Annotated in this window: 12 protein-coding genes; 5 read left to right on the plus strand and 7 right to left on the minus strand. The window is 40.1% G+C overall.

From position 1 onward, the window contains the following. Positions 1–13: 13 nt before the first annotated feature. A complete protein-coding gene (gene gldD / locus A33Q_RS11810) occupies positions 14–589 on the minus strand; it encodes a gliding motility lipoprotein GldD (protein ID WP_009034856.1) in 576 nt (191 codons plus the stop codon). A 77-nt stretch (positions 590–666) separates the two neighbouring features. Between gldD and A33Q_RS11815 the strand changes: the two genes are divergently transcribed. Continuing rightward, the gene (locus tag A33Q_RS11815; RefSeq protein ID WP_009034855.1) at positions 667–1200 is read left to right on the plus strand and encodes a DinB family protein; all 534 of its coding nucleotides are present in this window, start codon (positions 667–669) and stop codon (positions 1198–1200) included. A 148-nt stretch (positions 1201–1348) separates the two neighbouring features. On the opposite strand, the gene A33Q_RS11820 is transcribed toward A33Q_RS11815, so the two are convergent. The 4 genes from A33Q_RS11820 to A33Q_RS11835 all read right to left on the minus strand — a co-directional run bounded on the left by A33Q_RS11820 (position 1349) and on the right by A33Q_RS11835 (position 6509). Beyond that, positions 1349–1951: a nitroreductase family protein gene (locus A33Q_RS11820; protein WP_009034854.1), complete on the minus strand. Its 603-nt coding sequence runs from the start codon at positions 1949–1951 to the stop codon at positions 1349–1351. Positions 1952–2018: 67 nt separating this feature from the next. Then, positions 2019–3500 carry a S10 family peptidase gene (locus A33Q_RS11825; RefSeq protein ID WP_009034853.1) on the minus strand — a complete coding sequence of 494 codons (1482 nt, stop codon included), beginning with the start codon at positions 3498–3500 and terminating at the stop codon, positions 2019–2021. A gap of 83 nt (positions 3501–3583) precedes the next feature. Further along, on the minus strand, positions 3584–5032 hold the full coding sequence (locus tag A33Q_RS11830; RefSeq protein ID WP_009034852.1) for an aldo/keto reductase: 1449 nt from the start codon (positions 5030–5032) through the stop codon (positions 3584–3586). Positions 5033–5036: 4 nt separating this feature from the next. Beyond that, positions 5037–6509, minus strand: coding sequence for an APC family permease (locus tag A33Q_RS11835; protein WP_009034851.1), 1473 nt, complete (start codon positions 6507–6509; stop codon positions 5037–5039). A 317-nt stretch (positions 6510–6826) separates the two neighbouring features. Here A33Q_RS11835 and A33Q_RS11840 point away from each other — a divergent pair, with 317 nt between their 5' ends. Next, positions 6827–9757 carry a DEAD/DEAH box helicase gene (locus A33Q_RS11840; protein WP_009034850.1) on the plus strand — a complete coding sequence of 977 codons (2931 nt, stop codon included), beginning with the start codon at positions 6827–6829 and terminating at the stop codon, positions 9755–9757. Between the two features lie 74 nt (positions 9758–9831). Next, the gene (gene purU / locus A33Q_RS11845) at positions 9832–10686 is read left to right on the plus strand and encodes a formyltetrahydrofolate deformylase (RefSeq protein ID WP_009034849.1); all 855 of its coding nucleotides are present in this window, start codon (positions 9832–9834) and stop codon (positions 10684–10686) included. Here the strand turns inward: purU and A33Q_RS11850 are convergent. Next, positions 10625–11047: a hypothetical protein gene (locus A33Q_RS11850; protein ID WP_040490416.1), complete on the minus strand. Its 423-nt coding sequence runs from the start codon at positions 11045–11047 to the stop codon at positions 10625–10627. The genes purU and A33Q_RS11850 overlap by 62 nt on opposite strands. Before the next feature lie 109 nt (positions 11048–11156). Here A33Q_RS11850 and A33Q_RS11855 point away from each other — a divergent pair, with 109 nt between their 5' ends. After that, a complete protein-coding gene (locus tag A33Q_RS11855) occupies positions 11157–13337 on the plus strand; it encodes a TonB-dependent receptor (protein WP_009034847.1) in 2181 nt (726 codons plus the stop codon). Positions 13338–13469: 132 nt separating this feature from the next. Here the strand turns inward: A33Q_RS11855 and A33Q_RS11860 are convergent, their stop codons facing one another. Next, positions 13470–14600, minus strand: coding sequence for an ATP-binding protein (locus A33Q_RS11860; protein ID WP_009034846.1), 1131 nt, complete (start codon positions 14598–14600; stop codon positions 13470–13472). A gap of 245 nt (positions 14601–14845) precedes the next feature. Here A33Q_RS11860 and A33Q_RS11865 point away from each other — a divergent pair, with 245 nt between their 5' ends. Next, entirely contained in the window at positions 14846–15073 is a 228-nt protein-coding gene (locus A33Q_RS11865; protein WP_009035030.1) for a type II toxin-antitoxin system ParD family antitoxin, read from the plus strand. Positions 15074–15154: the final 81 nt, after the last annotated feature.

The following is a 15154-nucleotide window of genomic DNA, read 5'->3' on the forward strand; positions in this document are numbered from 1 at the left end:
GCTTTGGCAAACCTTATTTTTTAAACTCCAAAGTATTCATCAGGTGAACCATATCCACTTTGATGTACTCAATGGCAGGAGCCAAAGAATCATTTTTCATAGCCGTATCAAAATACAAAGCTCCTCTTAAAAAATTGTCTGTGGAATCAGTCACAAAAAACTGAAACTGCGTAGGAACTTCACCTGATAGTTCGGCAACCACACCGGTGTAGCCCCTGGGGGTAAGGGTAATGGATTCTTCAATGCCATATGCTTTAACCTGATGCTTGGCTGTGAGATTAATGGCATCATTCAAAACGGATTTAAGATCCTTGCCATCCGATTTCAATGGCAAATAGGTAAAATGAACTTTACCTCCAAGGCTATGATAATTCAGATTGATCCAATATTCCTCCGAAAGATTAAAGCTATCTGACTCGACAATTGCATGTTTGGAATGCTCAAAAGAATAGGGAAAGTCTCCTTCCAAACGTATAAAACCTCTTTCAGGAAGATCAATTCTGTTATATCCTTTAGGTTTTGGAAGGTAATCTCCCTGACAAGCAGAGAGAAAGGAAACTATCAGTAAAAGCGCAAAAACTCTAAGCATAGATTCAAAGTTATCATTTTGGTTTGAAATGAACCTTGAGAAGTTGATATTTATACTCAATACTAAAATCAGATGTTATGACAATCAAGTTAAAATTACTTTATTCAGTGATGGCCATGGGCGCATTTTTCTTTGTCCAGACTATTTCTCAAGCTCAGACTACCGTAGATGAGTTTTTGGCCAAGTGGGAAAACAGCATGCAATTTACCATGGAGGTGGTTGACAAAATGCCGGAAGACTTATTGGATTACAAACCCCATGAATCAGCGATGAGCTTTCAGGAGCAAATTGCACACCTTTCCAATGCAGCTGTTGCAATGAGTCAAAGATTTTTGGATGGGCCAGATGCACAAAATATTTTGGAAGCAAAACCATCCAACAAAGAGGAACTGAAAGCGCATGTTAAGCTAAGTTTTGAATATGCGATGAAAGTATTCAAATCTGTTCCAGAGAATGAATTAGGCAATACTTTGGAAGTTTTCGGAGGCAATACCGCTTCCAAAAGGCAGGTTATGGTGCTTATCGACGACCATACTACTCATCATCGGGGAGCTGCTATTTCCTACATCCGAGCCAACGGAATTGAGCCACCAGCTTTCAGAGCCATGTAAGGTTTAACGTAAAAATTAAAAACCATCGAGTCTAAATAAACTCGATGGTTCCCTTCCTTTCAGCAACCCTCCACTCAACCAATCACAAATCTAAAATCGTAGATCTAAAATTTCATCCTTCTCCCCCTCATTCTTTATCCATTATCTTTCACCTGACCCACTCCACTTTATCTTCAATTGGCCTCCTTCTTCCCAAAGGCCAACGCTCAGTCGCTGGTTTAGCTACATAAAAGAAGCCCATCAGCATATCATCCTCACCCAGACCGAACCATTCCTTGGCTTCAGGCCAAAAAGTAGGACCTCCAGTACCCCAATAAGCAGCCAAGCCATAGGCTGAAGCAGTCAAATACATGTTTTGAACAGCCATGGCCACAGAAGCAATTTCCTCCATTACAGGAAGATTTGCCTTTAGGTCTCTTTTCATCTTAATGGCAATGATATGCGAAGCCTTAAGCGGATTTTCTTTGAACTTGGTATAAGTAGCTTCAATGAAGTTCCCATTTTTCATAGCCCGCTCTCTGTAAAGCTCTGCCTGAAAATCTGCAAATTTTTTCAGACCCTCTCCTGAGAAAACTGTGAATGACCAAGGTTCTGTCAATTTATGTGTGGGTGCCCAATTGGCATTTTCCAACAATTCCTGAATAATGGCATCTTCAACAGGATCATTTTCTTTAAACTGTGCTACAAACATGGATCTGCGTCCACGGATGATTTTATTTACTTCTTCAATATTAAATTCCGGTTTTTCCATAATTATAAACTTTGTTCAACTAATGCGATTTTTACCCGAAAGGTTTCCGAAATCCAGCCTTTCCGAATCATTTTAAAAACTTTCGAATATCCTGTACCAACTTTTCAAAATCCGGTCTGTGATTATACATCATATGCCCTCCTTCATAATAAAACATCTCCACTCTTTCTTGAGGGATATCATGTCTGGCAAAGGTATATTCAGCATCCAAAAAAGGCGTAATCATATCATAATATCCATTGGCCACCATCACTTTCAGGTCTTTATTTCTTCTCATAGATTCCCCAAGGCTTCTGGCAACATTTACATAAGAAGGTTCCCAGCCTACTCCCTGAGGCACTGGCCTCCAATTCCATTTACCATAGATTTTTGAGTTAGAAGTAAGATAGGGGCGGTCTTCCATTTCTATGTTTAAAGTATTGGCGAAATACTCCTGCAAGGCTGCAGTATACGCGGCATCCGTTCCATATCCTGAAGGGTCTCCTAAAGTAGGCCTATCAGCAGTTGCATCTCCTTCTTCTCCTAGATACCTGGAATCCAAAGTACCTATTGTTTTGCCCTCTTGACGTAGCAACTCTTTCTTGAACCTTGAAGTAAGTATTCTATTATCTGAAAGCAGGATATAATCCTTTTCCAAACCTAAGAAATAAGCTATCCTATCAGCAATTTTGTCCTTTTCACTTGTGGATAACTGGGAACCTTTATACAATGCTGGCAGGTATTCCTTGTAAGCAAAGTCTCTGGATTCCGCTACGAAATCCTCCAAATCTTGTCCTTTTCCAGCCTTTTTATGATACCAAGCTGTGGCTGCCATTGTAGGAAAATAGGTAAAATAAGAGGCAATATTATCATGTGTAGAAGTGGAGCCCTGATAATCCAAAGCCTGTGAAATCAAGATCAACCCGTTCAAGGCCATGGATTGTCCTCCTTTTTCCAAAGCTGCAGTAACTGCTGCCGCCCTAGTTGTACCAAAACTCTCACCTGCGATATACTTAGGTGATTGCCATCTTTTATTACGGGTTATCCACACCCTTATAAAACCAGCAATTGAAGCCGCATCTTCATTCAAACCCCAAAAGTCTTCAACTTTGCCCTGCCCAATTACTTTACTATATCCAGTTCCTACAGGGTCCACAAAAACCAAATCAGCCATATCCAGAAGCGCCAAGTCATTGTGGATAACTTTATATGGGGCAGCTCCATCATCTTCAGAAGCATCAGATTCGACTTGAACAATCCTTGGTCCAAATACACCCATATGAAGCCATATCGAGGCTGAACCCGGGCCTCCATTGAAAATAAAAATCACAGGTCTTTTGGAATCACTGCCTTGCTTCACATAGGCTGTTGACCAAATCGAAGCTACAGGTTCACCCTGATCGTTTTTCAAATAGGTTTCCCCTGCTATGGTTTTATACCTGACTTTGACCCCATGAAAGGTTCCTTCATGTTGAGATTCAAACAGTTTTGGCTCTGGTAATTTTGGATCGCTTTCTTGGGCAGACCCAAAAGCGCAAATAAAATAAATCAATATTAAGGCTTTTTTCATAGCTACTACTTTTGTGGATAACTGAATCTTTGTGGAAACTATCAAACTTATAATTATAGACTAATTCTGTGGATAACTCAGTTTTAAATTACCGCATCAGCCTCTATTTCAACCATGTAACCTTCACCGACTAACTTTGCTTCTACCAATGTATTAGCCGGTTGAATAAGACCGAAGCGCTGACCATGAGCCTTGGCTATGGCCTCCCAATCCCCAATACTGTTGACAAATATCCTGGTTCTAACGACATCCTCAAGCTTACCACCGAGTGAGGTTATTGCAGCTTCTATTTTGTCGATTACAAAATGGGTCTGGGCAGCAGCATCCCCTGCACCTATGATTTTATCTCTGTGGGTGGCAGTAGTACCGGAAACAAAAATTTGATTGCCCTTCCTTGTTGCCCTACTATATCCGGCCATACCTTCCCAAGGGGTTCCGCTGAAAACTTTTTTGGTTTTTGAAAGGCCTTCTTCCACCTCAAAGGCTTTGGGAATTTCATCTAAATGATGGCTTAAGTCTCCTGAGGCTGTGAGAAAAGGCGGCTTCCTGTATTCATCGCCACAGTCTCCTGGGATTGTGGATAACTCAGCCTGAACAGCCCTGATCATCCCAAGGTCCTCTTCGTCCAGTTCGAATTCAAACAAACGCTTGGTATCCTCTAAGTGCGCGCTTTGTCCCAACCTGGCTCCTATAATGACACCTCCCACATGTTTTTGATCCAATATAAACTTTGTGGCTATGTTTGCGATAGAAACTTTGTGCTTTTTAGCAAGCTGTTCTAAAGTGAATAGCAAAGCCTGGAATTTTTCCCAACCTCCCGCCGCATCAATAAATCGCTTATATTTCATCTGTGACCAAGTAGCTGCAGTTTCTGTATCTGGCTCGGTTTTGTTTAACCACCGGCCTGATAAAAAACCTCCGGCAAGTGTCCCAAATGCCAATATCTTAACATCATAGGCTTCACAAACTGAAGCCATTTCCCCCGCTGCACGCATGTCTAATAAAGAGTGGCATACTTGATTGGATACAATAGGAATTCCTGAGGCACATGCAATCCTCAAGTGGGCTGCATCGAAATTGGTCAAGCCTATGTTTTTTATTAACCCTTCTTCCTTCAGCTCATTCAACCAAAACAGTTGATCCAACCAGACCGGGTCGGAATAGACCCAGGCATGAAACTGCAACAATTCCAAGCTGTCAGTCTGAAGCCTTTTAAGAGCCAATTCCACCGCTTCCCTAGTCGCCAACTTAGTGGATTTTCCGGGTTTAGGTACCCATTTGGTAAGCATTTGAGCTTTGGAACCCAGTTCATGGGAGGTTTTAAAAGTGCCTGCAATAACTTCAGCCGAGCCATAATGGTCTGCCATATCAAATGTGCTCAATCCTGCTTCCACATAAGGAGCCATTTCAAAGGCCGTTCGATGAGGATCAAGAGCCTTACCATCTCTTTCCATATCTGCAATCTGCCAGAGCCCCGTCAATACTTTTGAAATGGAAATATTTCCCAGTTGGGTGTATTGTTCTTGTTTCATTTATTTAAGGTAGTTCTTTAAATATTCTGTCAATCTCTTCGCCATTACTTTTTAGTTTGCTGAATTTTACCCAAAAGATAATACTTGCCAAAAGCATTACAATCAACCAAATTGGAGTAGAATGAAAATACCAAGCCTCAGCTTGGGTTTGGAGATCCTTCCAAGTGTGGATAACCAAGAAAAAGGAGAGAACCAAGGTCCCCGCCCACCCAATAGCGGTTCTCAATCTTTTGCTTTTGGCAAACTTGATTTCTTGAGTCAATTCCGGATTAACCTTCTTGATTGTCAAAAGAGTCACACACATCAAAAGAAAATTAACCATCATAGAAGTCACCATGATATCTATTCCCAGAAAAAAATCTCCTGCAAAGTGGCTTCCCAATATCCCCACACTTGCCATACAGCCACTAAGAATAATGGCCAAAAAAGGAGTCTTATATTTGCTATGGATTGTAGTAATAGATTTTGGAAAAATGCCATCTTCCGCCCATGCAAACATCAGCCTGGATACCGAGAGCAGCATTGCCGGTAGATCGTTGATCAAAGCTATAGCAGCCCCGGCTACAATCATCATCGTAAGTCCCGAAGGCAATAAATAACTCATCATTCCTGGAGCTGTAATATCTCTTTCCAAGGCTTGAGAGGCAATAAATGACCATGGAACAGCATGATATACTGCTCCTGTAAAGAGCATATAATAACCTCCAACAATGAGAATAGTCAGGTCAATAGCCAATGGAAGCTTCTTGGTAGGGTCTTTGGCCTCTCCCCCTGCCTGGGCGATGCTGTCAAAGCCTATAAAACTTGCAAACAATAGACTCCCCGCTGACAGAAATGAAAAAAGATCAAAATCCAACTCAACTCCTTCCACTGGAAGCTTTCCCTCTTTCAATAAAAATGATTGTGTAAAATCTTCTTGTGTATAATAAAAACCTGCGGCTATTACGATTCCACCCAAAATAAACATAAGCACCATCAGAGGAATAATAGTCCTTTCGTAAAGTTGAGCTCCTCGGATATTGACAAAGACAAAAAGCCAAACCAAAACCAGAGCTACACCTACCCTTACAATTCCGGTGTTAAGCATATCAGCAATCGATAACCATTCAAGTGCTATCGCTATATCTCTCAGGAATGGAATAGTGACATAAGCAACCACTCCGATAACTATGGACAGCCCAAACCATTGAGAGAAGCTGGCAACAAACCCTAGATAGGGGTTTAAACCTCTGCTGGCATATATATAGCTTCCTCCGGCCTTTGGCATGGCAGTGGCCAGAGTGCTATAAGCAAGTGCAGCCAAAACCGCTGGAATAGCCGCAAAAACAAAAGCATATAGAACATATGGACCAATTCCTGGCACATGTCTTTGAATCATAAAAGGAACCACATTGATCGATGCTCCCAACATGGAACAAACACCCGTTGCTATCAAAGCTCCAAGTCCTAGTTGCCTACTCAAAGCAGCATTACCCATTCTTATTAAATTTGGCTTGAATTTGGGAAAATCCGACAATAATTATTCAAATCAAAGCAATGAATTGGAGATCAGCATTTGAAAAATGACCGGTGGTGTCCAAATCTTGCACATTTTTACATATGGAACAAATGCTCCTTAGAAACTGTGGGCCAGAAAACAAATTGCTCTAAATAGCTTCTATTCGTGTACAGATAGGATACATACATGATGAATGCTCTTTTTTTATCTAAATTTATTCTGTATTTTTCGAACTAGTTTAATTCACAAAATTCTAATTTATCACCGGATTTGCTCCGTTGGTTGCACTTCAAAGCATGAAAGTTTCTCCAGAAAAACCATTTGAAATTATCTATGCCATATTCATTCATGAATACTTGGGATTATTATTTGAATCGTTTGTGGTTCAATTGGATGAGAAGGGGAGACTGTCATTTGCCAACCAAAATATTTCTTCCATCAATGCTCCGGAATTTGCTTCCAGATTGGATGAAAAGGATTATCAACTGATCAAGTGGATGGATGACATGCAACAGGAAGCTGTCGTCAAAAAATTCAATACCAAAAAACTCAAACCCAAGGAATTTCTGAGAAAAATTTACGATCCGAAAACAGAGAATAAATCTTTTCAGGAACTAATTGAAAAAAAACTTGAAAATCTAAGGGCAAAAATTCTTGAAAATCTACATGACAAAAGACTTTTTGAAATGGGAAATGATGGCAATCCGATCTGGAGAGAAATCAGCATTATGCCCAAAAAAGCTTCTGTCCTATTTCATTTCAGAAGAAATGAAGATAATACACACTATTTCCCCACATTAAAGTATGCCGGGGAAAGGTTGGAGTGGCAATATAAAAATGCGTACCTGATATGCCATGAACCCGCTTGGCTGGTGGTGGAAAACAAGCTTTATAGTTTCAAAAAAGATGTGGATGGTAAAAAACTACAACCATTCCTCAATAAAAAGTTTATTGTCATACCACGAAAAGTAGAAAAGCAGTACTATGAGAAATTTGTTACTCAGCTTGTTTCAGCTTTTGATGTTTACGCCAAAGGTTTCGATATCAAAGTTGTCCGGAACCAACCCAATGCTGTTCTGAGCCTGAGCGACCTTCCCTCTTCACCAAAAACAGACCTTTTTGGAAATCAGCTCTCTGAGCCTGAAGAAGACAAAATTGTATTTGACTTACAATTCCAATATGGCCAGTATGTATTTCGTGCAGAGGAAAAAAGAGAAAATAATGTTGAGCTAGAGCAAATAGAGGACAATTATATTTTTCACAAAGTAATTCGGGATCTTGAAAAGGAAAAGTCTTATGGCGATTACCTGAAAGACCTGGGCTTACCCGTTAAAACTTCCCGGTTTTCAATTGCAAAATCAAAAGCCTTCGGGTGGATCAACAATAATAGGCAAGATCTACAGGAGAAAGGTATTGTTATTCAACAGGCTGGAACACTGAAAGGAAAGAAATACTTTATTGGACATGCGCACATTTCTGTGGAAGTCAAAGAAAATATTGACTGGTTTGATGTACATGCAGTAATTAAGTTCGGTTCTTATGAAGTCCCTTTTCAAAAATTACGGAAATTGTTGCTTCAAGGAAAGTCAGAATTTGAACTTCCAAATGGAGAAATTGCCGTTATCCCAAATTCATGGTTTGTAAACTATTCAGAAATGTTTGCTTTTCTGGAAGAAAAAGAACAAGAAGAGGCTTTTTCCTTAGTACTCAAAAAGCATCATATTGCACTGGCCCAGGAACTCCAAGAGAGTAATTTATTGCAACTTACTTTAAGTAGAAAGCTGGAAAAATTACGGGATTTCAGCAAAATAGAGGATTATGATCTTCCTATAGGCTTTAAAGGAAAGCTAAGACCTTACCAGAAGGCTGGCTACAACTGGCTAAGATTTTTGGCGGAATATAAATTTGGCGGATGCCTGGCAGACGACATGGGCTTGGGTAAAACTGTGCAAACCTTAGCCATGTTAGCCCACCAGAAAGAAGTTAATCCGGGAACAACTTCTTTGCTCGTCATGCCTACTTCTTTGATTTACAACTGGGAATTGGAATCCAAAAAATTCACCCCCAGCCTGAAAATTCTGACTTATACCGGCACGCAAAGGGTCAAAAAAACAGATCGGTTTGCCAAATATGATCTGGTTTTGACTTCCTATGGTATTACAAGAATGGATATTGATATATTGAAAGGCTTTTATTTCAACTATATCATATTAGATGAATCGCAAGCCATTAAAAATCCGAGCAGTATCATTTCAAAAGCAGTAGGAGAACTGAACTGCAAACAAAAACTTATCTTGACAGGTACTCCGGTAGAAAACGGAACCATGGATCTCTGGTCACAGATGAATTTCATCAATAAAGGTCTTTTGGGCGGACAAAGCATGTTCAAAAAACAGTTCCTACAGCCTATTGAAAAACAAAATGATATGGATAAGGCTGCCAAACTCCATGCATTGATCAAGCCTTTTATCCTGAGGAGACTGAAAACCCAAGTTGCTACTGATTTGCCTGAAAAAGTCATCAATGTGAAATATTCAACGATGACAGCAGACCAAGAAAAAGCCTACGAAGAGGTGAAAGGGTACTACAGGGAAAAAATCGTTAAGGAAATGTCGATACCAGGACTGAAAAACCAACAGTTTACTTTATTGAGGGGCTTGACCCAGTTGAGACAAATTGCCAACCATCCTAAACTTGCTGATAAAAAATATGAATCCGATTCGGGTAAGTTGGAAGATGTAATCCACATGCTGCAGGCTACAGCAAGTGAAGGCCACAAAGTGTTGATTTTTAGTCAATTTGTAAGACACTTAGGCATCGTGAAAGCCCATTTGGATGAACAAAACATAAAATACGCTTATCTGGATGGTACGACAAAAGACAGACAAGCTCAAGTAAGATCCTTCCAAGAGGATGAAAGTGTGAAAATTTTTCTGATATCCTTGAAAGCAGGTGGCGTAGGCCTCAATCTGACTGCTGCTGAATATGTGTTTTTACTCGACCCATGGTGGAATCCGGCTGTAGAAGCACAAGCAATTGACAGAGCGCACAGGATAGGTCAGGAAAATAAAGTCATCATTTACAAATTCATCACCAGAAATACCGTTGAGGAAAAGATCATGGCGCTTCAAGAAAGGAAAATGGCATTGGCTGGAGAACTTATTTCTACTGAAGAAAGCTTTATGAAGAGTCTGAGTAAGGAGGATATTGAGGCTTTGTTGGATTAATTTTAACGTATTGTAAACTGAATTATCAAAGCCTGATTTTTTTGGTAGTTTTACGGGGATCAACCTATTAAATTATGAATAAGGCAATTGTAATCATTCAATGCCCGGATCAGAAAGGCATTGTTACTATGGTATCCAATTTTTTATTTACCTATCAAGGGAATATTCTTGAAGTGGACCAACATGTGGATGAAGAAATCGGTATGTTTTTCATGCGTGTATCTTGGGATCTGGATAGCTTTGGCCTGGAAAAAGACCTGATCGCAGCAGCTTTTCAAAAAGAGGTTGCAGATAGCCTTGAAATGAAGTTCGAACTACATTTCAATACACAAAAGCCCAGAATGGCTCTTTTTGTGTCAAAACTCTCCCACTGTCTTTTTGATATTCTCAGCAGGTATTATTCCGGACAATTTGATGTCGAAATTCCTCTGGTCATATCCAATCACCTGGATTTGAAAAAAGTGGTGACCGCATTTCGGATTCCATTTTACCATTTACCGATAGACAAGACCAACAAAGCTGAAGTTGAAAAACAACAGCTTGAATTATTGCAAAAACACAAGGTGGACTTTTTAGTATTGGCCCGTTACATGCAGATTTTGAGTGGGGATTTTATTAAGGAATATCCAAACAAAATCATCAATATCCACCATTCTTTCTTGCCTGCATTTGTTGGGGCCAAGCCTTATCATGCCGCTTATGAAAGAGGTGTGAAGATCATTGGAGCTACCGCACATTATGTGACAGAAGAACTGGATGCAGGCCCTATTATCGAACAGGAAGTGGCCCGGGTTAGACATCATAACTCTCCCTCTGACCTCGTTCAGATCGGTCAGGATGTGGAAAAAGTAGTGCTTTCCAAAGCCATCAAATACCACCTGGAAAGGAAAGTGTTGGCGTACAGAAATAAGACCGTGATTTTTTATTAAAAGAAAATCCTAACTTAGGAAAATGAAAAGTTTGGTTTCCTTCTTTTTGATAGGCTATGTTTTCTTTTTGGTCTGTATACCTGTCCATGCTGAACATGATTGCGACCATGTAGAGCATACAGAGCAGCATGCCTCTGAGCATGCTGAAAACCAATGCTGCCCGCCCTTTTCTTTCTGCAAGGTCTGTTCTGTTTTCATTTACCAAGTTCGTTTTCAATTTGAAGCCATCGAGCCAGACAGGATTATTTCTAATGAATTTGTGCTTGAGATGCCGGTTTTTCAAGAAACCTGTTTTTCCATCTGGCAACCCCCTCAGTTGATCTGATTTTTTTCTGAAAGTCTTTTTTACCCTGATTTTCATTGGGAAGCTTCCTAGTAAACCTAATAGAAAAGAAGGGTTTCAAAGCCATGCTTCTGAGGCTAAGCCTCCTCATTAGCCAGTACTATGTTAAATCAGATTAAGTATTTCAATGAAAAAAATATTCATGTCCTGCCTTTTGGGCTTGGGACTATACGCCTTTGCTTTTGCACAGGAAGTGAAGTTCGTCATTATGGACGAGCATGAAGGCACGGCACTGATGGGTGCGACTGCCTTGATATTGGAAAATAGAAAAGGGGCTGTTTCCGATGAAAATGGCCAATTGACAATGCCAGCTTTGCCTGATGGAAAATATACCATCAGGTTTCAGTTGATCGGTTACGAGCGTAAGCAGCTGGTGATCAACTTACCTGAAGACCTCGCAAAGATGCCAATGGACGTGCTGCTACACGAGGAACACGACCACATGGAAACGGTCACCATCACTTCCACTAGGAGTTCACGAACGATAGAGGACATTCCTACCCGTGTGGAATTCATAGCAGGGGAAGAATTGGATGAAAAAGTGAACATGAAACCTGGAGATATCCGGGTGCTTCTGAGTGAGAGTACGGGTATCCAAGTGCAGGTCACCTCCCCTACATCTGCCAACGCCTCTATCCGTATCCAAGGGTTAGATGGAAGGTACACCCAGATTTTGAAAGATGGGTTTCCGCTTTATTCAGGTGCAGCAAGTGGTTTGGGCTTATTACAGATCCCACCGCTGGACTTACAGCAAGTGGAACTGATCAAAGGCTCCGCTTCCACACTCTACGGTGGTGGAGCCATAGCCGGATTGGTAAACTTGATTTCCAAAAGACCCTCTGAAAAGGGCAACCTTGATTTTGTCTTCAACGGAACCAATGCAGGGGGATTTGATGCTTCAGGATTTTATGGTAAGCGAAATGACAAAGTGGGGACCACGCTATTTGCAGCCTACAACACCAATTCTCCCTTTGACCCATCGGACATTGGGCTGAGCGCCATCCCAAAGTTTGACCGATTTACTTTCAACCCAAAGCTATTTCTCTACCCATCCTCGCGTACTGACCTTGAGCTGGGCGTCAACATTTCGGTAGAAGACCGCATCGGTGGAAACATGGATTTCTTGAGAGGAAAGAGGGAAAATCCTCTTGCCTTTTTTGAAAGTAATCAAAGTGAGCGGATCAGTTCTCAGTTTGTACTCAATCATAGGCTCGAAGAAGGCAAAAGATTACAGGTAAAAAATAGTTACAACTACTTCGACAGAAGGCTCAGCACAAGAGATTATGATTTCAATGCAGTGCAGCACTCCACCTTTACTGAGGTCAATTATCAGTTGGATGGAACGCAATCGGACTGGGTGTTTGGAGGGAATCTATGGACAGAGGCTTTTGTAGAGCAGCCTGGCGGCAATTTCCCCATACGTGATTACACCATGAACACGCTCGGTGCCTTTGCTCAGAACAATACCAATCTCAGTGAAAAATGGGTACTGGAATCCGGGTTGCGTACAGACTATGTATTGGATTATGGCTGGGCAGTGTTGCCAAGAATTGCCTTGCTTTATCGAGCCAACATCAACTTCAGCTCCAGATTAGGTGGAGGATTGGGCTATAAGGCTCCTACGATTTTCACAGAAGAAAGTGAAAGGTTGCAATATCAGAATATCCAGCCAATCGATGCTGATTTCAATACTTTGGAGAAAAGTTATGGACTCAATTGGGACTTGAATTACAAGACTTCTCTTTTCGATGATCGGCTTTTCTTTAGTGTCAACCATTTGTTTTTCTACACATATCTCAACAATCCATTATTCTTGGAGACACTTGGAGGAAATGAATTCAGGTTTGTGAATATTGATGGCTACAGTGATACCAAGGGTACAGAAACGAATATCAAATGGGATTTGGGGGATTTCAAGTGGTTTATGGGATATACCTATACCCATGCCAGAATCAATTCAAATGGTGTTGTCAGAGAAAATCCCCTGACACCACGACATAGGATCAATTCGGTCTTGTTTTACGAAGTGCATGATCAGTGGAAAATCGGCTGGGAGTCTTACTATTTCAGTGAGCAGCAGTTGAGTGATGGGGCTGTAGGCCGACCGTATTGGATCATGGGTTTTATGGCGGAGAAGATTTGGGACAAGTTTTCGGTGTTTATCAATTTTGAGAACTTTCTTGATGCCCGTCAGACCCGTTTTGATACCATTTTCACAGGAAGCATCGATGCCCCAACTTTCAGAGAAATCTATGCACCACTGGATGGATTTGTGATCAATGGGGGAGTGAAGCTGAGGTTGAAATAAGAAAATTAGGCCGAATATTTAGATTATAATCTAAATATTCGGCCTGATTTTTAGAATACGTTTGAAATCTTAGGCATGTTTTTTTAAGAGATTTAACTTTTCCAAAGTTTTGAACTTTGGAAAAGTTCCTTTTTATAAGAGAAATTGTTCAAAATTAGATCTGTTGACCAAAACGGTTTCGTTTTCAGGGTAAGTAGTCAGAAAAGACGCTGGAAACCTGACTTTTTGCTCTTTCCATTTAAATTCGTAAGCATGGAGGATTCCATCGATTTCTTCTATGTAATCAATTTCGGCCCTATCATGTGTTCTCCAAAAATAGGAGTTGACGAACCTACCTTGATAATTATTGGTTTTCATCCTTTCTGAAATCAAGAAGTTTTCCCAGAGTGCGCCTTTATCCAAGCGCATTTCAGGTTGGGAGAAATTGCTGATCAATACGTTTCGGATCCCATTATCATAGAAATAATATTTCTTGCCCTTTTTAATTTCATTTCTCAGATTTCTGCTGAATGCCGGTAGTTTGAAAATGACAAAAGCTTTCTCTAAAAGATCTATATATTTTTCAACTGTTGCAGTATCAATGTTACCTATGGTTTGTGCGAGTTCGTGATAGCTGACTTCACTTCCAACCTGGAATGCCAAAGCTTTAAGCAATTTGTCTATATGACTTGGTTTCCTAATATTATCAACTTGTAAAACATCCTTGTAAAGGTAACTTTGGGCAATTTCTACCAATATTTCCTTTTCTCTGCCAGGATTATTAACCACATCTGGGTAGGAGCCATACACCAAGCGTGTATCCAATAGACGCTTGGCTTCCAAGATTGAGCTATTGGCTACAATTTCCTTATAACTGATGGGATAAAGATGATAGCTTTTTTTTCTTCCTGTAAGTGGTTCTGCTGTTTGATTCTGCAGTTCAAATGCCGAAGAACCTGTAGCTATGACCTGAATATCCACCTTGCTATCAAATATCAGTTTGAGTTTTTTCCCGATTTCAGGTATCTGCTGAGCTTCATCGATGATCACTAATTTATTGTTTTGACCAATCAATTGTAGAAGTTGAGTGCTAGTGGTGGCATTGTTGAAAGCTTCGAACACATCGGATTCATCTGCATTTAGCCAAGAAGTTGGCAGGTTCAACTGGCTTACCAATTCTTGCAAAAGTGTGGTTTTGCCAACTTGACGGGCACCAAAGAGAAGGATAATTTTTCCCTGAAAGCAACTTTTGATGATACTTTCCATTAGATCCCTTCTTAGCATATTCGTATATTTTAGTCACTTCGAATATAGAAGAAAAAATTTATAATCGAAAAATTAGACCTAATTTTTCGATTATGTTCTAAATATTTGGCCTAAAATTAAGAATTGAAATTTATTTCATTCAAATAAACTCAAGTTTTAAGTAAGATTTCCGACCTATGTAAAATGCTTTCTTAAACCTCCTTACGATCCATATTTTTATACAATTAATTAATTTTAATAGGTATGGATTGAAATTCGATATTATGTCTAAAAACACAAGTGTTACATTAGGAAGTCATTTTGAGGATTTTTTCAATAAACAAATCCAAAAAGGGAGATATGGATCCACCAGCGAGACTGTTCGGGCGGCTTTACGTCTTCTGGAAGAAAAAGAAGTAAAACTTGATTTACTCAGAAAGGCAATCATTGAAGGTGAAGAAAGTGGACGAGCAGAATATTCTTTAGAATCTTTTCTGGAAAAATGGATGTAATTAGCAGAATTAACAAATCTTGATTCAGGTTTCACAAAGTTTATTTCAACAATATTTCGCGAAGCAATATCTCTATTTATT

The organism is Indibacter alkaliphilus LW1 (assembly GCF_000295935.2).
Taxonomy (GTDB): domain Bacteria; phylum Bacteroidota; class Bacteroidia; order Cytophagales; family Cyclobacteriaceae; genus Indibacter; species Indibacter alkaliphilus.